15 protein-coding genes are annotated in these 22,664 nt (G+C 69.4%); 7 read left to right on the forward strand and 8 right to left on the reverse strand.

The genetic code is table 11. The annotated features are described in order from the left end of the window. Window positions 1–57: 57 nt before the first annotated feature. Entirely contained in the window at window positions 58–2,295 is a 2,238-nt protein-coding gene (locus tag ACFYY6_RS03250) for a BTAD domain-containing putative transcriptional regulator (RefSeq protein ID WP_388650633.1), read from the reverse strand. Window positions 2,296–2,549: 254 nt separating this feature from the next. Here ACFYY6_RS03250 and ACFYY6_RS03255 point away from each other — a divergent pair, with 254 nt between their 5' ends. From ACFYY6_RS03255 to ACFYY6_RS03270, 4 genes are all read left to right on the forward strand, one after another. Further along, window positions 2,550–2,765, forward strand: a complete 216-nt coding sequence (locus ACFYY6_RS03255) for a hypothetical protein (protein WP_360108677.1) — start codon at window positions 2,550–2,552, stop codon at window positions 2,763–2,765. 55 nt (window positions 2,766–2,820) lie between these two features. Next, window positions 2,821–5,946, forward strand: coding sequence for a lantibiotic dehydratase (locus ACFYY6_RS03260; RefSeq protein WP_389191414.1), 3,126 nt, complete (start codon window positions 2,821–2,823; stop codon window positions 5,944–5,946). Between the two features lie 15 nt (window positions 5,947–5,961). Further along, entirely contained in the window at window positions 5,962–7,263 is a 1,302-nt protein-coding gene (locus ACFYY6_RS03265; RefSeq protein WP_388650637.1) for a lanthionine synthetase C family protein, read from the forward strand. Window positions 7,264–7,327: 64 nt separating this feature from the next. Continuing rightward, the gene (locus ACFYY6_RS03270) at window positions 7,328–9,076 is read left to right on the forward strand and encodes an ABC transporter ATP-binding protein (RefSeq protein WP_388650639.1); all 1,749 of its coding nucleotides are present in this window, start codon (window positions 7,328–7,330) and stop codon (window positions 9,074–9,076) included. A gap of 93 nt (window positions 9,077–9,169) precedes the next feature. Here the strand turns inward: ACFYY6_RS03270 and ACFYY6_RS03275 are convergent, their stop codons facing one another. From ACFYY6_RS03275 to ACFYY6_RS03290, 4 genes are all read right to left on the reverse strand, one after another. Further along, window positions 9,170–9,292, reverse strand: a complete 123-nt coding sequence (locus tag ACFYY6_RS03275; protein WP_388650641.1) for a hypothetical protein — start codon at window positions 9,290–9,292, stop codon at window positions 9,170–9,172. 108 nt (window positions 9,293–9,400) lie between these two features. Continuing rightward, window positions 9,401–9,976 carry an RNA 2',3'-cyclic phosphodiesterase gene (thpR, locus tag ACFYY6_RS03280; RefSeq protein ID WP_389191417.1) on the reverse strand — a complete coding sequence of 192 codons (576 nt, stop codon included), beginning with the start codon at window positions 9,974–9,976 and terminating at the stop codon, window positions 9,401–9,403. 199 nt (window positions 9,977–10,175) lie between these two features. Then, the gene (locus ACFYY6_RS03285) at window positions 10,176–11,519 is read right to left on the reverse strand and encodes an MFS transporter (protein ID WP_351519512.1); all 1,344 of its coding nucleotides are present in this window, start codon (window positions 11,517–11,519) and stop codon (window positions 10,176–10,178) included. Between the two features lie 88 nt (window positions 11,520–11,607). Then, window positions 11,608–12,048 carry a MarR family winged helix-turn-helix transcriptional regulator gene (locus tag ACFYY6_RS03290; protein ID WP_073785628.1) on the reverse strand — a complete coding sequence of 147 codons (441 nt, stop codon included), beginning with the start codon at window positions 12,046–12,048 and terminating at the stop codon, window positions 11,608–11,610. A 144-nt stretch (window positions 12,049–12,192) separates the two neighbouring features. Here ACFYY6_RS03290 and ACFYY6_RS03295 point away from each other — a divergent pair, with 144 nt between their 5' ends. Further along, window positions 12,193–12,450 (forward strand): ribbon-helix-helix protein, CopG family, encoded by a 258-nt coding sequence (locus ACFYY6_RS03295; RefSeq protein ID WP_351519510.1) that lies wholly within the window; start codon window positions 12,193–12,195, stop codon window positions 12,448–12,450. Window positions 12,451–12,497: 47 nt separating this feature from the next. Here the strand turns inward: ACFYY6_RS03295 and ACFYY6_RS03300 are convergent, their stop codons facing one another. Beyond that, entirely contained in the window at window positions 12,498–13,952 is a 1,455-nt protein-coding gene (locus tag ACFYY6_RS03300; RefSeq protein ID WP_351626901.1) for an NCS2 family permease, read from the reverse strand. 241 nt (window positions 13,953–14,193) lie between these two features. Between ACFYY6_RS03300 and ACFYY6_RS03305 the strand changes: the two genes are divergently transcribed. Further along, a complete protein-coding gene (locus ACFYY6_RS03305) occupies window positions 14,194–14,535 on the forward strand; it encodes a DUF2530 domain-containing protein (protein WP_351519506.1) in 342 nt (113 codons plus the stop codon). Between the two features lie 261 nt (window positions 14,536–14,796). Continuing rightward, window positions 14,797–17,277 (forward strand): HAD-IC family P-type ATPase, encoded by a 2,481-nt coding sequence (locus ACFYY6_RS03310; protein WP_351626897.1) that lies wholly within the window; start codon window positions 14,797–14,799, stop codon window positions 17,275–17,277. Between the two features lie 324 nt (window positions 17,278–17,601). Here the strand turns inward: ACFYY6_RS03310 and ACFYY6_RS03315 are convergent, their stop codons facing one another. Both ACFYY6_RS03315 and ACFYY6_RS03320 read right to left on the reverse strand, forming a co-directional pair. After that, window positions 17,602–18,480, reverse strand: a complete 879-nt coding sequence (locus tag ACFYY6_RS03315) for a DUF5707 domain-containing protein (protein WP_351525166.1) — start codon at window positions 18,478–18,480, stop codon at window positions 17,602–17,604. Between the two features lie 350 nt (window positions 18,481–18,830). Next, a complete protein-coding gene (locus tag ACFYY6_RS03320) occupies window positions 18,831–22,076 on the reverse strand; it encodes a sacsin N-terminal ATP-binding-like domain-containing protein (RefSeq protein ID WP_389191482.1) in 3,246 nt (1,081 codons plus the stop codon). Window positions 22,077–22,664: the final 588 nt, after the last annotated feature.

Genomic DNA, 22,664 nt, shown 5'->3' on the forward strand with positions numbered 1-22,664 from the left:
GTCCGCGTCCACGTCCGCGTCCGTTCGCCGCACGGTGTCTCCCGGCTCCGCAGATGCTCAGGTCGAGTGGGCTTCGGCTCCCGGGTACTCGCGGGCCATCGCGAAGGCGCGGCCGGCGAAGCGCAGTGTGGGGGCGAACACACCCGAATCGCGGAGGTGTTCGGCCGCCTTGAGCGCCAGCCGCCACGCCATGAGGTTGTCCCGATAGCGGCCCTGTCTCAGCCGGAAGGGCTCCGAGATCCACGCCAGTTGCCAGACCAACGCGTGCCACCCCCGCTTCGCCGCGAGTGACTGGACATCCGCGATCATGCCGTGCTCGGCCTCGAACCACGCCAGTGCGCTCGCCGCGTCGTGGACCACGTCGGAGGGCCTGCCCGCCCGGGGGATCGGCAGCCCCATCGTCTCCCGGTGCGGACTGAGCAACCGGTCGGCCCGGTAGGCGGTATGGAGACAGAAGTCGGCCAAGCGCCTGAGCGCGCGGTCCCTGGCGACGGCCCCCAGCGTCATGCGACCCCGTTCCACCGCGAAGAGCCGGATGAGATCGTGCATGGCGTACCGCCCGGGGGCCTGCTGCTGCACCAGGTGGGCCTCGCCGAGCCGGTGCAGCAGCACACGCGTACGCGGCGAAGGCAGGCCCGCGAGGCTGGCGGCCGCGTCCAGGCTGATGTCGGAGCCCGGGGCCAGCCCGAGCAGATCGAACATCCTGGCCGCTTCCTGGTCGAGCGCCGAGCGGGAGGAGGCGAATACCGCGCGCAGATCGGTGGAGAGCTCGCCGGTGCCCAGTACGTCGAGCCGCGTCGCCTCGCTGTGGAGTTCCTTGGCGACCACCGCCAGCGGAAATTCGGGATGCGAGGCAGCTCTGGTCGCCAGAATGCCCAGGGCGAGCGGGAGGCCTGCGCTGTGCGAGAGTAACGCGGCAACGGCGTCCGTCTCGTCGTCGAGCCGAACGAAGCCCAACCGCTCGGCCAGCAGTCTACGCGCGTCCTCGTCCGCGAAAGCGCCCAAGGTGAGAGCACGCGTCCGCGAGGTGGTGTGCAGCCCCGCCAACGCGTTGCGGCTGGTGATCAGCGTGGTGCAGTGCGGACCACCGGGCAGTAAAGGGGCCACCTGTACCGTGTCACGAGCATTGTCCAGCACGATCAGCATGCGTTTTCCGGCGATCAGGGACCGGTACAGGCCCGTCTGTGCATGCACCCCGGCCGGAATCACGGCAGGCGGGACGCCCAGGGCGTCGAGCAGCCCCCGGAGAACCGCGGCCGGCGAGATCGGGTCCTCGGTGTGGTCGAATCCGCGCAGGTCGACATAGAGCTGCCCGTCGGGAAACCGGCTGAGGTGCCGGTATGCCCAACGTATCGCCAGCCAGGTCTTGCCGACCCCGCCCATGCCTCCGATCACTGCCACCACCGCGGCGTTCTCGGATTCCGGTCCCTCGCTGATCATCTCGTCCAGGACCGAGAGTTCGCGTTCACGGCCGACGAAGGGTGTCGGTAACGCCGGCAGCTGACGGGGGACCGTGGTGAGAACCTCCGGTTCGCGGCTGCTCGTGCCCTTCAGCGCCGGGGCTGCCGAGAGCACTTGACGGTGCAGTGCCTGGAGGTCGGGGTTCGGATCGATGCCGAGTTCGCCGACGAGCCGGTCACGGACCAACTCATAGGTTTCCAGCGCCTCCACCTGACGCCCCGCCTGGTAGAGAGCCGTCACCAGCTGCCCCGCGAGCCGTTCGTCCAGCGGCCGGAGCGCCATCAGGCTGCGGAGCTCCGGCAGGAGTTCCTCGCCCTCGCCCAGTCCGATCCGGATGTCGTTGTACTGCAACGCCGCGGCGACCCGCTCGGCATCCAGCCGGGTCCGGACGCTCTCGACCCACGCACCGGTCAGCCCGGAAAGGGCCTCGTCCTGCCACAGATCGAGCGCGGCGTGCAGGAGGTCGCCTGCTTCACCGTCGTCGTCAGCGGCCCGGGCAGCCTCGGTGAGGCGTCGGAAGCTGTGCACGTCGATACGCTCATGGCCGGCTTCCAGCACGTATCCGCCGGCATGCCGCACCACAGTCATTCCGGCCGCCTGCCCGCCCGGATCGCGCAGGGCAGTCCTGATGCGCGCCACATAGCTGTAGAGGGTGGAACGAACCGTACGGGGCGGTTCCTCGCCCCAGACCCGGTGTATCAACTGCTCGATGGGCACGACACGCCCCGCGTCCAGCAGCAGAACCGCCAGTACACACCGCTGCTTTGCCGAACCGAGATCAATCCGCTGCTCGCCCGAGTAGCCCACCACGGGGCCCAGCAACTGAAATCTCACGCGACCCCCTGCCGTCATCACGGGACCGAAGAGCCGCGACGCCTCCGCTGAAAAGATCATGGTAGGCCAGGAGCTTCTACCGGACCAGGGCACCGCAAACCCCGGAACGGTGCCCGCAGGATCTTGCAGGTTCCTTGAAGTCCGGTTCAAGGAACCTGCAAGAAAACGTCCTTGTCGGCATGACACCGTCCAACCGCGGTGAATCTCCGCCGCGCAGAAGGCACTCGTTCCACCAACCGAAGGTGAGGTTCCCCATGGGTACTGCCATGCTTCTGGAAAACGACGCCGAGACCATCGAGCTCAGCGAGCTGGATCTCGACATCCAGATCATCCCCGGTGCATCCGTCTCGGAGGACACCAAGCCCATGATGTCGATGGGCCAGGACTGCGGAACCGTCAACTGTTACCCGACGCAGAGCGGCGCCACCCACTCCTGCTCGCTCCTCTCCATGTGCAGGTCGTGCTGCTAGCAAGGTAATGGGAGGTCTCCTGCCGGCACTGCACACGCCCGGCAGGAGGCCCTTCTTGTCGGATGAAGCGCGTGAGGATGAGGAAATGGAACGGGAGAACAGCTACGCAGCCGGCGAACCCATCATGTGCCGGGTCTCCTCGCGATCCCGCGGGGACTTCGACTTCGTGAGTCCGGACGCACCCGGTGGTCCGGATGCGACAGACGACGAGTTGATTCAATACATCAGGCTGCTCATGAAGGACCCCGTCCTCCGAGAGGGCATCGCAGTCTCCAGCACCTCACTCCTCGAAACGGTCGAGCGCATCACCCATGGCTTCCCCGTGAAGCGGAAGAAGTTGATGAGTTCGGCTGTCTCCCTCACCCGTTACATGCTCCGTATGACCGGACGCACCACACCTTTCGGCCTGTTCGCAGGCATTACCAGAGCATCGGTTGATGTCACAGGGAGCGTCGGCCCGAAGGTCCCGGAGCGAAAGTCCGTCCGGCTGGACAGCGAATGGCTCCACAGAATGACCACGCAGTGGCTGGAGGATCCCGCGACGCGGCACCGTGTCACGGTCACGTTCAACAACCTGTGCTTCGTTCGCGGAAACCGCTTGATACTTCCGTACACCCGCTCCGGTGTCGGTGACGAGGCGTCCACCGGCGCATCGCGTCTCAGCGGCGAGTTTTCGGTCCGCCATACCGAGGCCGTCTCCTGGCTCCGGTCACGAACGCGTGAGGCGGTGGCCTACTCCTCGCTGCTGGCCGAGGCAGCCGAAAAGTTCGGCGAATCCGCTCTCGAAAAGATCGACAGCATGATGGCCGGGCTCATCCGGCATGAGCTGCTGCTGACGTCATTCGCCCCCGTGCATCCGAACGAGACGCCCCTGCGCAGCGCGATGACCGCGCTCGGCCCGGACTCCGCCGCAACACCTCGCATGGCCGCCGTCTCAGAATCCCTGGAGGCATACGCCGGTCTTGCCCCGGGAGACGGAATCGAGAGCTGGCAGAGCATGCTGGAACTCGTCCATTCCCTTGGGGACAGCAGCCGTCCACCCCTTCAGGTGGATCTGCTCTCCGGGCTGGCTATCACGCTGCCCCGATCCGTACTGGACGAAGCAGAAGCCTACGCGTCGGCGATGTGGTCCATCGCGCCGGAGAGCGCCCCCAACTCCCATTGGAACGAGTACCGGAACGCCTTTCTCGAAAAGTACGGGACGGGACGGTCCGTTCCCATGGAGAGACTCACCGATCCGCATGCAGGGCTCGGATTCCCGGCGACCTATCAGAACCCGGCCTCGCACCGGAACCTCACACACCAGCACCCCGACACGGACACCGATCGCGAAGAGAAACTGGCATCGCTGCTGCAGGAGGGCCTCGGCTCCGGCGCCCGGGAAATACGCCTCAGCCGTCAGGACGTCCTGGATCTGTCGGGAGACCGGCCCCCGCGCGTTCCCACCGCGATGGAACTGAGCTTCCAGGTGCTCGCGCGCGACCTGGAAGCACTCAACTCAGGGGCTTTCGAGCTCCTCGCGACGCCGCTGACCGGAAGCGTCACCGCGGGTGCCACGACCGGACGGTTCGCCGGTATCACCGGAAGCACGGACGAGCTGGCGAAGCTCATGGCGGCACCGGACCCCGACGCGATCACGGCCCAGGTGTTCTTCATGCCCAGAACACCCAGGTTCTTCAATCTCGTCCAGGTTCCGGCCATCGCACCGCACAAGATCCATCTGGGTACCTTCCATGATCCGGCGGATCCGTCGAACATCGACTGGCGCGACCTCTGTGTGGCGGACGACGGACACCGTATGCGTCTGTACTGGCAGAGGACCGGGCAGGAAGTCACCCCGGTTCTCCCGCACATGCTCAACGTGCGGGATCAGGCACCCAACATCGCGCGGTTCCTCGCCGAATTCCGGTACGGTGGCGAGCCCAAAATGTGGCAGCCCTGGGACTGGTCGGGCCAGGAGCATGCTCCACAGTTGCCACGTGTGCGCTTCGGAAGAACCGTGGCCTCACCTCTCCAGTGGAACGTCGACAGGAAACTCCTGCGCGCAGCCACCGCCCGGACATCCTGGAGAGCTTCGCTCGAAAACTGGCGGGAGAAATTCGACATACCCGACCGGATCAACGTCGCCACATACGACCGCGTGTACGGAATCGATCTCAACAACACCTTCCAACAGGAGATGCTGCGACGCGAGATCGTCAGGAATCCTGATACCAGGGTCACAGAGGACAGGAACTCCAGCCATCGGGAATTCGACTGGATCCATGGACGGAGCAACGAATTCATCGTCCCACTCCTGCCCCGGCAGGTGAAAAACAAGAAGCACTCACACTTCACCATGCCGACCGTGCTCGACGAGACCACTCATCTTCCCGGCGGCGAGTGGATCTTCGCGAAACTCTACTCCTCCGAATCCACCCAGAACGAACTCCTCTCCACCTTCGTGCCGGCGCTCGTACGGGACGTGGCCGATTCCATCGACCGATGGCACTTCATTCGCTATGCCGACCCGGACCCGCATCTGAGAATTCGCTTCCACGGCGCCCCCGAGAAGATCTGCCAGAAGGTCCTTCCCGCATTGTTCCGTCATGCACGGACGATGAAGAGTGCGGGACTGCTTCGGGACGTGCAACTGAGCTCGTACGAACCCGAGGTGTCGCGGTACGGCGGCCCGGAGGCGATCGTCCCGGCGGAGCAACTCTTCTGCATCGACAGCCAGTCGGCACTCGCGCAATTGCCCGCCGCCAACAAGGAGGTCCCGTCGGAGGTCCTCCTGGTCGCCAATTACGCGACCCTCCTGGAATCCCTGGGGGACTGGGACTGGTGCGCGTGGGCGGCGCATGTCGCGCCCAGGAGTCCCGGCCCGGTCTCCGTCCCGCGGCACTTCGTCGACATGGCCACCGGGCTCATACGTCCGGGCGGTACGGCCCAACAGCTCGCCGAGGTCACCGGTGTCGGTGCGCTCAAGCCCTTCTGGGAGAACTCCACGGTGGCGCAGGAATACGGGAATCATGTCCTCTGCGCCCGAAACGAGCTGCGTGACACGGATTCCCAGAACACGGCAATCCTCGGCCTGCTCCATATGCAGCACAACCGCCTGTTCGGCACGGACGCCCCACACGAGCGAAGGACCCTGTCGCTTCTGGAAAAAGCGTCACGCGCCCTGAGGGCCGCCCCGTAGCGAAGGAGAAGGAACGTGACTCGCACATATGCACCGGAAGCCCTCCACGTTTCCGACCTCATAGCCGAGAAGCTCGCGGATCCGGCCAGAGTGCACGATCAGGTATGGGTGCCCCAAGAGCTGCTCCCGGAGAGCCAGAAATGGTATCCGCTCTCGCTCGGTTCGGGATTTCCCGGAATTTCCCTCCTCTTCAGCAGCCGTATCGAGCGGGATCCCGGCAGTGCAGCATTCACGCATAAATACCTCGCGGAATCACTCGCCGCCCTCCACCGTACCGACCGAGTCAAGGGCCTGTACAACGATGTCAGCTCACTGGCGTTTGCCACCTGGATCGCACATCGCGCGACCGGTGGATACGTCCAGGCCGTCGAGAAACTCGACACACATGTCCGGTATGTTTCCAAAACCATGCTCTCCATGGCCGGCGGCGGCCCCTGCCAGAGTTTTCAGGACTTCGATGTGCTGTCCGGTCTGACCGGCATCGGGCGCTACTTGCTCATGCGGCAGGACGATATGCGCGAAGAACTTGAAGGCGTTCTCGCCGCCCTGGTCCGGATGGCGTCCGATGTGGAGCACGGCGGCTCGCGGGTGCCCGGGTACTGGTCGCTGGTGCCGCCGACCGCGGACCCGGACAGAGCTCTGCCCTTCGGTGCGGACGGCCATCTCAATCTGGGCCTGGCCCACGGGATCGCGGGCCCCCTGGCCCTGTTGTCCCTCTCGTGTTCGGCCGGCATCGTCGTCGAAGGACAGCGCGCGGCCACGGAGAGGCTCGTCGGGCTCCTCGACCACTGGAGCCTTCAGGACGAGCGCGGAGTCTTCTGGCCCGGGTGGGTGAGCTTCGACGAGTGGCGGGCCGGCGAAGTGGGCCCGTGGCGCAGGAAGCGTCCCTCGTGGTGCTACGGCTCGCCGGGGGTGTCACGTGCCCTGCAACTGGCCGGACGCGCACTCGACCGTCCGGACTGGTCGGACCTGGCGATCCGTTCGGTGGCCTCCCAGCTGAGCGTCCCCCCGTCCGACTGGGTCGTGCACGACGCCTCCGCCTGCCACGGCTGGGCCGGAGCTCTCCACCTGCTTCAGTTCTTCGAGGGGGACTGCCCGCAGGTGTCGCAGGTTCTCGACGACATCGTGGTCCGCATCGTCGAATCCTTCGATGCGGACAGTGCGTTCGGGCTGCGCTTCTCGGTGGAGGGGTCGGACGGAAAGGCGGACTTCCCCGGATTCCTCGACGGAGTCACGGGGGTGGGCCTGGCCCTGGAGTCGTACGCACGAGGAAACACGACGGCCATGGAATGGGGGACCGCTCTGCTCACTGTGTGACAGCCGTTCCGACTCACCGCCGCCTCCGCAGATTGGGACTCGTATGCCGTTCGACACGGCAGAGGTGCGACGAATCATCGCGCTCTTCGCTCCCTACAGATCACGTCTGTTCATCGTGGTCGGCCTCATCGTCATTGCTTCGTCGATCTCGCTGAGTTCCCCCTTCCTCATACGCGAGATACTCGATACCGCTATTCCACAGAAGCGCCCGGGACTGCTGTCGGCGCTGGCCGTCGGCATGCTCGCGGTCATCATGGTCACAGAATCCCTGCAGGTCTGGCAGGCATGGATATCCACCACCGTGGGGCAGCGGGTCATCAACGATCTGCGTGTGTCCGTCTACAGCCATCTGCACAGGCTCTCCCTGAGGTTCTTCATCAGGACACATGCCGGTGAGTTCCAGTCCCGGATAGCCAACGACATCGGCGGCGTGCAGTCGTTCGTGACGAACACCGCGGCTGCCGCCGTCACCTGTGTGACCACGCTGCTGGCGACCGCCGTGGCGATGTTCGTTCTCGACTGGCGGCTCGCCTGCATCTCCCTCGCCCTGCTTCCGGTCGTGGCCCTGGTGAGCCTGAGCGTCGGCAGAACACGCAGAAGGATCATGCAAAAGCGTCAGGAGAAGATGGCGTCCCTCACGTCGCATGTGGACGAATCGCTGTCCGTGGACGGCATCGTCCTCGGACGGACCATGGGCCGGTCCGCGGCCTTGGTCGAGAAGTTCTCCAGGCGCTCCTCCGAGCTGGCCGACCTCGACATCCGGTCAGCAGTGACAGGACGTTGGCGCATCGCTCAGCTGTCCATCGTCATGACGTCTCTTTCCGTGTTCCTCTACTGGGGCGCCGGGCTCGCTTCGGCGTACGGGAGCTCCTCCCTCTCGATCGGAACCCTCGTCGCCTTTGTGACCCTCCAGACCTCCTTGCTCGGGCCCACCATGTCGCTTGCGCAGCTCGGTGTCGAACTGCAGAGCAGCATGGCGCTGTTCACCAGGATCTTCGAGTATCTGGATCAGGAACCCGAGATCGAGGAGAAGCCGACGGCGCTGTCCGTGCCCAGGTCCGAGATCAGAGGATCCATCCGTCTGCACGATGTCGATTTCCGCTACTCCGCCGATGCCGAGCCGGCTCTCCGGGGGATCTCTCTGGACATCCCCGCCGGATCCCGTATCGCCATTGCGGGTGAGACGGGATCCGGGAAGTCGACCCTGGCCCGGTTGCTGGCCCGGCTGTACGACCCGACGCGCGGCAGGGTCACTCTGGACGACCAGGACCTGAGGGATCTGACGTTCGAAACGCTTTCGGACGCGGTCGCCGTCGTCTCGCAGGACCCGTGTCTCTTCCATGCGAGCATCGCCGAGAACCTGAGGATCGCCAAGCCCGACGCCGAGGGCCGGGAGCTGGTGGAGGCCTGCACGGCCGCCGGTATCCACGCCCGTATATCCGAGCTGCCGGACGGCTACGACACCACGGTCGGCGAGCGGGGCCACCATTTGTCCGGGGGTGAGAAGCAGCGGCTCTCGATCGCACGCGCACTGTTGCGTGACGCGCCGGTGCTGGTGTTCGACGAGGCGACCAGCGCCCTGGACAGCAGGACCGAGCACGACATCCAGCAGTCGCTCGACCGCGTGTCCGAGGGGCGCACGGTGATCACCATCGCCCACAGGCTCTCCACCATTCGCGACGCCGACCGTATCGCGGTGCTCCACCGAGGCCGTCTCGTGGAGTTCGGCGCGCACGACGAGCTGGTGGCGTCCGGTGGAAAGTACGCCGACCTGTGGACGCTCATGCAACGTGCGGAGCTCAACGCTTCCTGAGGGCTGTCCCGTCGGCCCTGGTGGGCGCGCGTGCGGCGGCCGACACGAGCGACGCGTACCGGATCGGGCCCGGGCCGCCGGGTGCCGGCCTCGTCAGGGGCCGACGGACGGCAGCCCCTCGGCCGGGCGGCGCTGCGGGACGGGGACGGTGGGGTACGCCTCCGGGCGCGGTACGGGGTGCACGGCCCGGCCGTCGGCGGCGGCCGCGGGCGTCACTGGCCGACGGCGGACGCCACGGCGACAACGACGAACATCAGTACGAGCACGGCCGCCATCACGCGGTTTCTGGTCTTCGGATCCACACTCCGAGCGTAACCGCCGCGCTCAGCGGCCCAGCGGCCAGGATGCGTGCACCTCGTACCGGGGCCGCTCGCCCGGCGCTCCGCCGCCCGGCAGGTTGCTGCGGACGAGGGCGACCTCGCCGACCTCCCACGGGGTGCCCTCGAAGCCCGCCAGGGCCTCGACGAACGGGCGCAGATCGGCGTCCGTGCCCCGGCTCCGCGCCAGGGTCAGATGCGCGCTGTAGCGGCGGTGCTCGTCCATCGGGACGCCGGAACGGCGCGCGGCGGCGTCCGCGCGTTCGGCGAGGAGCCGCAGGGTGTCGATCGCGCCCGCGGCGCCCGCCCACAGCGCCCGCCCGCCGAACCGCCCGGCGCCGTGGACGCGCAGCGTGAAGGGGTCGGTGCGGTGGGCGGCGCGGGCCAGGCGGGCGTGGAGCTCGGGCAGCAGCTCCTCGTCCACGTTCCCGAGGAAGGCGAGCGTGAAGTGCCAGCCGTCGGTGCCGGTCCAGCGCAGGCGGTCGGCACCGGGGAGCGCGTGCAGCGGGGCGACGGCACGGCGCAGTTCCCGCAGGGCGGAGTCGGGCGGCAGAACGGCGACGAAGAGTCTGAGGCTGCTCATGGCCCGAGTGTCGCACCGTACCGGCGCGTCCTGGTCTTCGTGCATGCCGTCGACCCGACCGGTACGACCGTCGACCCGGTTCCGGAACGGACGGCTTCCCGGCGACCGGCGCACGCACGGCGGCCCCGACCGGTGTCCACCGGGCGGGGCCGTACCACGTATGAAGGCCGCACCCACGCGCGTCGCGGGCGGCCGGGGCTCAGGCCGCCGCGGCCAGTTCCTCGCGGGACTCGCGGGGGACGAACCGCAGGTGCGGGCGGCCGGGACGCAGGTCGACCCGGATCCGGACACCGCCGACACGGGTCAGCATGAAGCCGACACCGAGCGCCGCCACCAGCGAGAGCGCGCCGCCGACGGCCATCCCGGTGCGGACCCCGTAGGCGTCGCTGATCCAGCCGACGATCGGGGCGCCCACCGGCGTACCACCGGCGAAGACCATCATGTACAGGCTCATGACCCGGCCGCGCATCTCCGGGTCGGCGGCCATCTGCACGCTCGTGTTCGCGCTGATGTTGGTCGTCAGGCCGATCATGCCGATCGGGACCAGCAGGAGCGCGAAGAGCCAGACGGACGGCGACAGGGAAGCGACGATCTCCAGCAGACCGAACGCGGTGCCCGCGGCCACCAGCATCCGCAGCCGGGAGGAGCCGCGGCGGGCGGCGAGCAGGGCGCCGACGAGGGAGCCGGCCGCCATGAGGATGTTGAAGAACGAGTACATCCCGGCGCCGCCGTGGAAGATCTCGTCCGCGAAGGCGGTGAGCCAGATCGGGAAGTTGAACCCGAACGTGCCGACGAAGCCGATCAGGACGATCGGCCAGATCAGCTCGGGGCGGCCCGAGACATACCGCAGGCCCTCGCGCAGCTGCCCCTTGGCGCGGGGCACGACGGTGGGCTTGTGCAGCTCGTGCGGGCGCATCATCATCAGGCCGACGAGCGGGGCGGCGAAGGACAGGCCGTTCAGCAGGAAGGCCCAGCCGCTGCCGACGGTGGTGATCAGGGCGCCGGCGACGGCGGGGCCGATGAGGCGGGCGGACTGGAAGTTCGCCGAGTTCAGGCTGACCGCGTTGCGCAACTGGTCGGGGCCGACCATCTCGGAGACGAACGACTGACGGGCCGGGTTGTCGACGACCGTCACCATCCCGAGCAGGAACGCGATGAGGTAGACGTGCCACACCTGGACGACCCCGGAGAGCGTGAGCGCCGCGAGGGCGATCCCGCACAGGCCGAGCGCCGCCTGGCTGGCGAGGAGGAGCTTGCGCTTCGGCACGCGGTCGGCGATGACTCCGCCGTACAGGCCGAAGAGGAGCATCGGGAGGAACTGGAGGGCCGTGGTGATGCCGACGGCGGCGGCGGATCCGGTGAGGCTCAGGACGAGCCAGTCCTGCGTGATGCGGGACATCCAGGTACCGGTGTTGGAGATCACGGCACCCGTGGCGAACAGGCGGTAGTTGCGGATCCTCAGCGACGAGAAGGTCCCGCCGCGCTTGCTCTCGTGGGTGGAAGTCGGTGCGGGGGCGGAGTCTGCTCCGGATCCCGTACTCAAAGGGGTTCGCCTCCTCGGGCGTATGCGATTCGCTGACTGACGGGCTGCGGCGGGGCCCGGCCGTGAGTCCGGCACGGCCGGCCGCCCGCTACAGGTGGGCGAGTTTCTCCAGCACGGGCGCCGCCTTGCGCAGCGTCTCCCACTCGTCCTCGTCCAGGCCCTCGGCAAGAGTGGTCAGCCAGGCGTTCCGCTTGGCGCGGCTCTCCTCGAGCATGGCCTCCGCCTGCTCGGTCTGGCTGACCATCTTCTGGCGACGGTCATCGGGGTGCGGCTCCAGTCTGACCAGTCCCTTGGCCTCCAGCAGCGCGACGATGCGGGTCATCGACGGGGGCTGCACATGCTCCTTGCGGGCCAGCTCACCGGGGGTGGCCGAACCGCAGCGGGCCAACGTGCCGAGCACCGACATCTCGGTGGGGCTCAGCGACTCGTCGACGCGCTGGTGCTTGAGGCGCCGGCCGAGCAGCATCACGGCGGAGCGAAGGGAGCTCACGGCGGCCGCACTGTCGCCGTCGTGGATCAGGTCAGGCATGTTTATTAGCGTAACTCATTACCTACCCTAAAGACCATTCGTGTGACGCGCATGCGTCCGAATCACCCAATCGCTCACCCGAACGAGTGAGTCGGATCCAGAAAGTGACGCGAAACGACCCGCTGGACCGTAACCCTGCTTGCCATGGGATCGACTGTGCTCAGCCTGCGGATAGACGGTGAGCTGCTCGACCGGCTCCGGCAGCACGCCGCCAGAAGCGGAATGAGCGTCCAGGACTATGTCGTCCGGACGCTCATTCGTGATGACTTCGACCAGCGCTTCAAGGCGGCCGTCGACGAGACGGAGAAGTTCTACGGATCGGAGGCGGCAGGGGCCGCGCGGACGGCGGGGATCCCGGGCGTCGGGGCGGAGAGAACCACGCGAGGCCCCGGGGCCGTATGACCCCGGGGCCTCGTGCCCCGCGCGGGCCCTTCCGGACCCCCCTCGGCTCAGGTGAGGCCGAGGGCCGGCATCGCGTAGTAGAAGACGAAGACCGCCGAGACCACGTACATGGCCGCCGGAACCTCGCGCCAGCGCCCCGCCGCCACGCGGAGCACGGTGAAGGCGATGAAGCCGATGCCGATGCCGTTGGTGATCGAGTACGTGAACGGCATCATCATCATGGCCAGGAAGGCCGGGATGGCGAGCGTGTAGTCGCTCCAGTCGATGTCCCGCACCGAGTTCGAGATGATCAGGAAGCCGACCGCCAGCAGCGCCGGGGTGGCCGCCTGCGCCGGGACCATGGTCGCCAGCGGTGTCAGGAACAGCGCCACCGTGAACAGCAGACCCGTCACGACGCTGGCCAGGCCGGTACGAGCGCCCTCGCCGACGCCGGCCGTGGACTCCACGAAGCAGGTCGAGGCGGACGAGGAGCTCGCGCCGCCCGCGGCGACCGCGATGCCGTCGACGAACAGGACCTTGTTGATGCCGGGGAAGTTGCCGTTCTCGTCGGTCAGCTTCGCCTCGTCGCCGACGCCGAGGATCGTGCCCATCGCATCGAAGAAGCAGGACAGCAGCACGGTGAAGACGAACAGGATGCCGGTGAGGAGGCCGACTTCGTGGAAGCCGCCGAACAGGTCGACCTGACCGAGCAGCCCGAAGTCCGGGGTGGCGACCGGGTTGCCCGGCCACTCCGGAACGGTCAGCCCCCACGCCTGGCCCGGCAGGCTCGCGATCGCGTTGATGATCAGCGCGACGACCGTCATCACGACGATGGAGATCAGGATGGCGCCCGGCACCTTGCGGACGAGCAGTGCCATGGTGAGCAGGGTGCCGACGGCGAAGACGAGGACGGGCCAGCCGTTGAGGTGGCCGTCGAGACCGAGCTGGAGCGGGACGGTGGTCTCCGCCTTGTCCTTGATGCGGGAGACGAAGCCCGAGTCGACCAGACCGATCAGCAGGATGAAGAGGCCGATGCCGATCGCGATGCCCTTGCGGAGCGAACCGGGCACGGCATGCATCACGCGTTCCCGCAGCCCCGTCGCCACCAGCAGCATCACCACGATGCCCGCGAGGACCACCATGCCCATCGCCTCGGGCCAGGTCATCCTGGGGGCGATCTGGAGCGCGACAACAGTGTTGACGCCGAGACCGGCCGCCAGCGCGATCGGCACATTGCCGATGACACCCATGAGGAGCGTGGAGAACGCCGCCGTGATCACGGTCGCGGTGACCAGCTGCCCATGGTTCAGGACGTTCTCGTTGATGTCCTTCGCGTTGCCGAGAATGATCGGGTTCAACACGATGATGTACGCCATTGCGAAGAACGTGGCGAAACCGCCACGAATTTCACGGGCGACCGACGACCCCCGCTCGGAGATCTTGAAGTAGCGGTCCAGGCGGCCGGACGGCTGAGGAACCGACGGCTGCGCGGAGTCGACCGGAGCGGTGGCCGAGGGGGACATGAATGACCTCAGTCGTACGTAGAGGGGAGCAAAAGTGGTGAGCTTTGGACGTTCACACGAATAATTCGAGTCAGCCGTAAGCAGATTCAGTATGAATACATAAGACGAAGATCGCTATCTCCGCGCGTAGACCCTTGGTGGCCCTGGGCCGCACCGCCCTGGAGGCACCCTCGCGCGCGCCGTTCCCGGAGGGCCGGTACGGGCCCGGGGCGGCCCCGCGCGCTCCCCATACACTGAGGTCATGGCGAAGTGGACACCGAAGCACGAGGCGCCCGAGCCCCTGGAGGGGCCCGTCGTCGCCACCATCACCGGCGGCACGATCCTCTGGTTCGTCCTCTTCCTGGTCCAGCTCCCCTTCTACGGCTGGTTCGACGACCACGGACACCTGTGGTGGCTGTGGACCTGCCTGGCCGGTGCGGGGCTCGGCCTGATCGGCATCTGGTACGTGCGGGGGCGCGACGCGGCGATCAAGCGGGCGGCGGCACGGGCGGCTTCGGACGGGGCGGCCGGAGCCGACGGGACCGCCGGGGACGCGAGCGGAGCGGCTCCGGGCTCCAAGGGCACGAGCAGCACGGCGGTGTGATCCGGCGGCCGGAACGGCCGCGCCCCGCGCCTGCGCCGGGCCCCTGTGAGCGGGCCCCACCCGCACCAGGGCCCTCACCAGCATCAGCGCACCACCCCGACAGGCGGGCCCGCACCCGTCGCGCATACGTCCCAGCCGCACCGGGAACCCCACCCGTACCAGGGGATTCCGTACCACCACGGGACCATCCCCCTCCTCCCCCGGTCTGATCTTCAGACCCCCAGTGGGAGAATCGGGCCTCCCACCCGTACCGTCGGAACCATGACGCAGCGGGTACCCCCTTCCTCCGGCGAGCAGCTCCCCGAGGCTCCCGGCTCCGACGGCCGCCCCGGCTCGGCCATGATCGACGCCGGGGCGGAGCTCGAACCGGTCCACCCGGTGGAACCGCCGGCCCCGGCCGTGAACACCCGCGGGCTGACGGCGGCCGAGGTGGCCGAGCGAATCGCCCGCGGCGAGGTCAACGACGTACCCGTGCGCTCGTCCCGGTCCGTCCGGGAGATTGTCCGCGCCAACGTCTTCACCCGGTTCAACCTGATCATCGGCGTGCTCTGGCTGATCATGCTGTTCGTGGCGCCGATCCAGGACAGCCTCTTCGGCTTCGTGATCATCGCCAACACCGGCATCGGCATCATCCAGGAGTGGCGGGCCAAGAAGACCCTGGACAGCCTCGCGGTCATCGGCGAGGCCAAACCCACCGTCCGACGCGACGGGGTCTCGGCCGAGATCTCCACCTCCGAGATCGTCCTCGGCGATCTCGTGGAGCTGAGCCCCGGCGACAAGGTCGTGGTGGACGGCACGGTCGTCGAGGCCGACGGGCTGGAGATCGACGAGTCGCTGCTGACCGGCGAGGCCGACCCGGTGCTCAAGCGCCCCGGCGACACCGTGATGTCCGGAAGCTTCGTCGTCGCGGGCGGCGGCTCGTTCGCCGCGACCAAGGTCGGACGCGAGGCGTACGCCGCGCAGCTCGCGGAGGAGGCGTCCCGCTTCACCCTCGTCCAGTCCGAGCTGCGCACCGGCATCTCCACCATCCTCAAGTACGTCACCTGGATGATGGTGCCGACCGCGATCGGGCTGGTCGTCAGCCAGCTGGTCGCGCAGGACAACAACCTCAAGGACTCGATCGCCCGGACCGTCGGCGGCATCGTCCCGATGATCCCGGAAGGGCTGGTGCTGCTCACCTCGGTCGCCTTCGCGATCGGTGTCGTACGGCTCGGCCGCAAGCAGTGCCTGGTCCAGGAGCTCCCCGCCATCGAGGGCCTGGCCCGCGTCGACGTCGTCTGCCTGGACAAGACCGGCACCCTCACCGAGGGCGGCATGGACGTCACCGAGGTGCGCACGCTGGGCGACGCGCAGGACGCGTACATCCACCGCGTGCTGGGGGCCCTCGGCGCATCCGACCCGCGGCCCAACGCCAGCCTCCAGGCCATCGTCGACGCCTACCCGGACGGCGAGGAGTGGCGGTGCACGCAGACGCTGCCGTTCTCCTCGGCCCGCAAGTACAGCGGGGCCGCGTTCGACGAGGGCCGCGGCCGGGCCTCCGCCTGGCTGCTCGGCGCCCCCGACGTGCTGCTGCCCGAGCGTGACCCGGCGCTGGACGAGATCGAGCAGCTCAACCAGCAGGGGCTGCGCGTGCTGCTGCTCGCCCGGGCACGGGGCGAGCTCCAGGGCCCGGACGCCGCCGTCGGCGCCGTACCGAGCGCGCTGGTCGTGCTGGAGCAGCGGCTGCGCCCGGATGCCGAGGAGACGCTGGCCTACTTCGCCGACCAGAACGTCGCCGCGAAGGTCATCTCCGGCGACAACGCCGTCTCCGTGGGCGCGGTCGCCGGGAAGCTGGGACTGCCGGGCGCCGAGAACACTCTGGACGCGCGCCGGATGCCCACCGACCCCGACGACATGGCCACGGCCATGGAGCAGAACGCGGTCTTCGGCCGGGTCACCCCGCAGCAGAAGCGGGACATGGTCGCGGCCCTCCAGTCCCGCGGCCACACCGTCGCGATGACCGGTGACGGCGTCAACGACGTGCTGGCCCTGAAGGACGCCGACATTGGCGTGTCCATGGGATCGGGCTCCGAGGCGACCCGGGCCGTCGCCCAGATCGTGCTGCTGAACAACAGCTTCGCGACGCTGCCGTCCGTGGTCGCCGAGGGCCGCCGGGTGATCGGCAACATCACCCGGGTCGCCACCCTGTTCCTGACCAAGACCGTCTACTCGGTGCTGCTGGCGATCCTGGTGGTCTGCTCCCAGGTCGACTACCCGTTCCTGCCGCGCCACCTGACCCTGCTGTCGACGCTCACCATCGGCGTACCGGCGTTCTTCCTGGCCCTGGCCCCCAACAAGGAACGCGCCCATCCGCACTTCGTGCGCCGGGTCATGCGGTACGCGATCCCGTCGGGCGTCATCGCGGCGGTCGCGACCTTCACGACGTACCTGATCGCCCGGAACCACTACACCGGCGCGGGCTCGCTGGAGGCGGAGACGAGCGCGGCGACGCTCACGCTGTTCCTGGTCTCGATGTGGGTCCTGGCGATCATCGCCCGCCCGTACACCTGGTGGCGGGTCTGTCTGGTGGCGGCGATGGGGCTGGCGTTCCTGATCGTGCTGGTGGTGCCGTGGCTCCAGGAGTTCTTCGCGCTGAAGCTGGTGGGAACGGTGATGCCCTGGACGGCGGTGGGCATCGCGGTGCTGGCCGCGACCGCCCTGGAGTTCACCTGGCGGCTGGTCGGCCGCCGCTTCCCGGCGTAGCGCCGCGTTCCCGCACTCCCGCGGGAACGCGTACGGGCCGTGCCCGGAGACGGTTTCCGTCTCCGGGCACGGCCCGTGGTGCTGAAGCGGAACAGGCCCGGAACCGACTCCGGGCGGGGGTACTAGTGCCGTGACCGGCAAGGTTTGCCCGGAAGGAGCGTCGTCCGGTGCTTCCCCAAGCTCTCAGCCTTGTTCGAGCAGGGGAGACCCCATTGATCGCAAGGCGGCCGAAAGCCCTCGTAGCGGGGCTACGTGGGGTCTCGGTCAACGCCGCGAGCGGGCGTGCCGGACGGTGCGACGGGGCAAACGTTGCCGGGAGCGGCACTAGCGCACGTCGACGAAGTCGCCCGCGGTCGTGAAGGCCGGGGTGGTGGACGTGCCGGCGAAGCTGTAGCGCCAGTAGCCGTCGACCGACGCCTTGACCGTGGTCTTCAGGTTGCCGATGCTGTTCGTCTTGATGGTCTTGATCGTGGTGTAGGTCTTGCTGTTCTTCTTGCGGAACTGGAGCTTCACCGGCTGGCCGGTGTAGCCCTGGTACTTGAAGGTCTCCCAGTTGGCCCGCGAGAGCTTGCCGGTGACCGTGATGGTCCTGCCCTTCTTGACCGGCTCGGGCGAGGCGTTGACCGTCAGCTTCGAGGCCCGCTGCACGCGCACCTTGCCGTAGGCCTGGTTGTCGGTGGCGCTGGCCTCGTCACCGGCGAGCACGGCCGCGGCGACCTTCCAGGTACCGGCCAGGGAGTTCTTGTACAGCTCCCAGCCCGGCTCGAAGGTGAAGGTCAGCTTGCACGTCGAGGTCGTGGTGTTGACCTTGGTGCACTTGGCCGCGTCCTCGTTCGGCACGACCGCCCCGTCGACGGAGTCCTCGGAGTACAGGTCCTTGCCGTGCCACAGGGCGACGAAGGCGTCGGAGATGCCGGAGGGGTGCGAGGCGGTGACCGAGACGGAGACCGTCTTGGAGGCGGTGGTGCCCAGGACGATGTCCTTGCCGCCGTTGACGACGACCTTGGAGATGACGGGATCCGACGTGGCCGCCGCCGTGCGCGCGGCCTTCGACGCGCCCTGCGGGGCGATGCCGAAGATCTCGGCGGCCGACGTCGGGATGTTCGGCACGTTCGCGGTGTCATCCGCGTGGGCGGCCGGGACGGCCAGAGCGGACAGGGCCAGGGCGCCGGAGACGGCGGCCACGGTGGCACGAATACGCATGTGTTTCCCCAGTGGAGAAAGGGCCCCGCGGGCACGTGGTGCGTCCCGGCAGGGCTCGTTCGTCATGAGCCTGATGACTCGACAGAGCAGACCTGTGAAAGATGTGAAGGGTTGTACGGCGAACGGGAAATTCTCTGCAAAGCAGGTTTGCACGCCGGATTCCGTCGTCCACGCGCCCCATGAACGACGGAATACGTCCGGACGGGGAATCGGCCCGTACGCACGCTTCGTCCGTGCGCGTGATCCGGCCGTATCCGGAATCGTCCTGCACGGCGTGGTCCGCCGGTACGCGCGCAGGTCCGCCCGTACGCGCGATCCGGCCGCCGCGCCCGCCGCGCGGCGGCCGGAGGTCAGTCGAACCAGCGGTCGCGGGCCAGTTCCTCGGTCCGGGACGGGTCCTCCAGCAGTGCCGCGACCTCGAAGCGGCGCGGCCACTGACCCGCCGCCCAGGCCAGCCCGGCCGCGACGCCCTCCAGCGTGGCGGCGTGCACGATGCCGTCGGGGGTACGGCGCCAGTCCAGTTCGACGCCGCCCGCACGCAGCTCGGCGTGCTCCACGTACGTGTCCGGGGTGCCGGGGCCGAGCAGGACCCGTACCGCCTCCGGTACGCGGTGCTCCTCGCCGTCCGTGGTCACCTCGGCCTCGACGCTGTCGCCGAGCCGCCGCACCTGGAGCAGTTCGGCCAGTTCGGCCGCGCGCGCCGGGGCGACCGGGAGCAGTGGCAGCCGGGCGGCCAGCGGCAGCAGGTCGGGGGCGTCGGCGATCACCGCGTCCGCCGCGTCGACGACCCGGACCTCGCCGTCGACGACGGCCCGCAGCTCGTCGGGCAGCGTGACCTGTTCGGGGTCCAGGTCGGCCAGCGCCGTGTACAGCGCGTGCAGTTGCACGGGGTCGACCTCGCGATCCTCGTCCGCGAGCCGGCCGAGGAGTTCGGCGGCGCCGCCCGGCTCGTCGAGGAGCGCGGACACGGACGTCCGCACCCCGAGGGCACGCAGCACCTGCGCGTCGTCGAAGCCGGTCGCGTCGGCGGAGTCGTACAGCCCGGCCAGTCGGGGGTCGCCGGAGGCCGCGCGCAGACCGGCCGGGCGGCGGCCGTCGAGCACCGGGTGATCGCGCAGCCACCAGGCGGTGTACGGGCGGACGGACCGCGTGGTGCCGTCGGGCAGCAGCACCCGCACCGGCTGGGTCAGCGCGTCCCGCAGCGGCGGCCGGGCGAGCATCGCGAGCGCCTGCGGCCAGGCGTCGTCGTCGACGAGGTCCAGGTCGCGGACGGCGACGAGCTCGGTGGCGACCGGCGGCACCGGCGTGTCGGGCATCTGGTCGAGGACGTCCTCGCACCACACGTCCACGGCGTCGAGCAGCCCGGGGTCGTCGGGTTCGGCGAAGTCGCCCTCGCGGGGCTCCAGTTCGTCCGGATCGAGGACGACGTCGGTGGCCCGCACGAGGGTGAAGCCGGCGAGCACCCCGCAGGCGGTGAGCGGCTGTTCTCCCCAGCGCTCGGCCAGTTCCTCGTCGCAGAGCGCGAGTTCGCCCTCCCGCATGATCGCGGCGAACGGGCTGCCGGGCAGCACGAGTTCACCGGCGGGCGCGAGTTCACCGTCCTCGTCGGGCAGGGCGAGCGCGCCGAGCCAGGGTTCGTCGCCGGGGGCCAGTTCGGCGTCGCGCACGAGGGCCAGGACGGTCTCGGCGAGTTCGTCCGCGCCGGGCGCGTCCTCGTCCCAGATCTCGCCCGCGTCCAGCGATCCGGCGACGGCGGCCCGCACCTGCGGGGTCGTCAGTACGGCCCGCGGGGTGGCGGGCAGGGCTCCGAGCTTCTCCAGCAGCGGGTGGGCGGCGTCCGGATGGGCGACCTTCAGCCCGAGCCGGGCGAGCCGGTCCAGGACCGGGGCGGTGAGCGCGTCGGGGAGCGGGAGGAGGACCTGGCGGGGGCCGATGGTGGTCCGGGGCGCGGCCGGGGTCCCGGCGTCCTGCTCCGTCGGCGCGCCGGCCGCCTCCCGCGCTCCCGCCAGCGGGACGGGCAGACCGGAGAGGCGATCGGGGTCGATGCCGGAGAGGCTGTCGTAGAGCCGCCGCCACCAGCCGGGATCGCGTTCCAGACCGGCGAGCCGGTCGATCGCCTCGGTCAGCGGGACGCGGGCGATGCCGAGGGTGCGCAGTTCGCTGCGGCGTTCCAGTCCGGCGGGCAGCAGGCACGGCAGGACCTCGGCGAGTACGCGCACGGTCTCGGCGCCGACCCCTTCCAGGACCTCGGCCTCGATGGGGCGCAGCGCGGTGCCGGCCGTCTCCCGGATGTCGTCGCGCTCGGTGTCCCAGGCGTCGTCCCACCGGTCCGTCGGCTCCGTCCGGTCCGCCTCGATGGTGGTCTCGCGCGGGGCGGCGGGCTCCAGGAAGGCGACGCGCGGCAGCCGCCCGAGGATGGCACCGCGCAGGGCGCCGTCCAGTTCGCCCTTGCCGAGCGGTCCGGGCACGAGGTCGATGGTGTCGACGGACACCGGCCGCCAGCCGGCGAGCAGTTCGGCGTACGCGTCGGCGGCGCGCTCCACCAGGAAGTCGGTGAGCGGGCCGGGCGCGGGGTGGCGGCGGGTGCTGTCGAGCGGCAGCGACGCGATGAGCAGCGCGGGAACGCCGAGGGGTTCGTCGGTGGGGGTCGGCGCGTGGACGACGGGGGCGGTGCGGGGGCGTACCGGGGCGCCCTCCGCGTCGACCGGGACGGCCCAGGTGACCGACCAGTGCGGGCGCAGCCGTTCCTCGCGGGGCCGGTCGGCGAGCAGGGCCGGTTCGACCGGGCCGTGGTGGGTGACGGTGCGCCAGCGGTGCGTGCCGTGCGCGGAGTCCTCGATGTGGGTGTACGGGCCCTGCCGGGTGCGGCGCAGCGTCCGTACGGCGTCCGGGGTTTCGATCACGATCTCGTCGAGGCCGCGCAGGGTGAGCAGCAGCGCGTCGTCCACGGCGGCGAGCAGCCTGGCGACGAGGTCCTCGGCGCCGCCGTCGCGCAGCGGGAGGACGACGACGGTGTCGTAGCCGTCGGGCGGGGTGCCCTCGGCGGGCAGCGGGAGCCGCAGCAGGGGTACGTGACCGTCGCGGCGGCGCAGTTCGTCGCCGAGGCCGGGGCTGGCGGTGGCGGCGCGGGCGGCCAGGTCGCGGGCCTCGGCGAGGGACCAGCGGACGCCGCCGTGCCGGCCGATCACGGCCGGCTCGTCGCTCACCGCGAGCACGGCGGCGAACCCGACGCCGAACCTGCCGACGGCGCCCTCGTGGCCCTCGCGCTTGGCGGAGGCGCGCAGCGTGGAGAGGGATTCCACGCCGGTGGCGTCGAGCGGGGCGCCGGTGTTCGCGGCGGCGAGCACGGCGGGGGCGTCCGGGGTCGCGGCGTGCAGGGTGAGGCGGAGCCGTCCGGGGACGTCCGCGCGGGCGGCGGCGTCGGCGGCGTTCTGCGCCAGTTCGACGACGAGCCGGTCGCGGTAGCCGCCGAGCGCGAGTTCCTCCTCGGCGTTGGCGTCCTCGCGGAACCGGGCGGGGCCGGCGCCCCACGCGTCGAGCACGCCGCGTCGCAGCCGCGCGGTACCGAACGGATCGGCTCCCTCGGTCCCATTCATGCTCACGCTCCGACTCCGCTCTGTTCTTTCCGGTCTTCCGGTCTCTACCGGTTGTTCCGGCCGTTCCGGTTGTTCGGGTCGTTCCGGTTGTCCGGGTTGCGCGTCACGGTGCCACCGGGCCTCCGGTGCCACCGAGCATCCCGTGCCGCCAGTGTGCGCCCGAAGGTACCGGCTCCTCGCGCCGGACGGGGCATCGCGACAGGGCATCGCGAACGGCGCCCGCGCGAAGGGGCCGCACCGCGGCCCGCCACGACCGGGAACGAGCACGCCGCGAGCGGACACGACCGGCAACGGGCCCGACGGGCCCGGAAACGAGCAGAACAGACACCACGGGCACGAACGCGACCGGGTACGGGCACGCCGGGCACGCCCGTCCGACGAGGGACCGGGGACGCCCGCGCGACGCCTCCCGCAGGAACAGCTGTGCGCACTCCCTCGCGGGTGCGACCGGGGCAGGGAGGACAGGGGCCCACCCGTCGGTGCCGTCAGGCACGTCGGTGCCGTCAGGCACGTCGGTGCCGTCAGGCACGTCGGTGCCGTCAGGCACGTCGGTGCCGTCAGGCACGTCGGTGCCGTCAGGCACGTCGC

The sequence above is a fragment of the Streptomyces sp. NPDC001750 genome, from assembly GCF_042892615.1.
Taxonomy (GTDB): Bacteria; Actinomycetota; Actinomycetes; order Streptomycetales; family Streptomycetaceae; genus Streptomyces.

Excerpts from the sequence above, each read along its gene's own strand:
- ACFYY6_RS03320 (WP_389191482.1), bottom strand. The coding sequence starts at position 22,076 with ATGAATGGGACCGAGGGAGCCGATCCGTTCGGTACCGCGCGGCTGCGA.
- ACFYY6_RS03305 (WP_351519506.1), top strand. The coding sequence starts at position 14,194 with ATGGCGAAGTGGACACCGAAGCACGAGGCGCCCGAGCCCCTGGAGGGG.
- ACFYY6_RS03315 (WP_351525166.1), bottom strand. The coding sequence starts at position 18,480 with ATGCGTATTCGTGCCACCGTGGCCGCCGTCTCCGGCGCCCTGGCCCTG.
- ACFYY6_RS03310 (WP_351626897.1), top strand. The coding sequence starts at position 14,797 with ATGACGCAGCGGGTACCCCCTTCCTCCGGCGAGCAGCTCCCCGAGGCT.
- ACFYY6_RS03295 (WP_351519510.1), top strand. The coding sequence starts at position 12,193 with ATGGGATCGACTGTGCTCAGCCTGCGGATAGACGGTGAGCTGCTCGAC.
- ACFYY6_RS03290 (WP_073785628.1), bottom strand. The coding sequence starts at position 12,048 with ATGCCTGACCTGATCCACGACGGCGACAGTGCGGCCGCCGTGAGCTCC.
- thpR (WP_389191417.1), bottom strand. The coding sequence starts at position 9,976 with ATGAGCAGCCTCAGACTCTTCGTCGCCGTTCTGCCGCCCGACTCCGCC.
- ACFYY6_RS03300 (WP_351626901.1), bottom strand. The coding sequence starts at position 13,952 with ATGTCCCCCTCGGCCACCGCTCCGGTCGACTCCGCGCAGCCGTCGGTT.
- ACFYY6_RS03255 (WP_360108677.1), top strand. The coding sequence starts at position 2,550 with ATGGGTACTGCCATGCTTCTGGAAAACGACGCCGAGACCATCGAGCTC.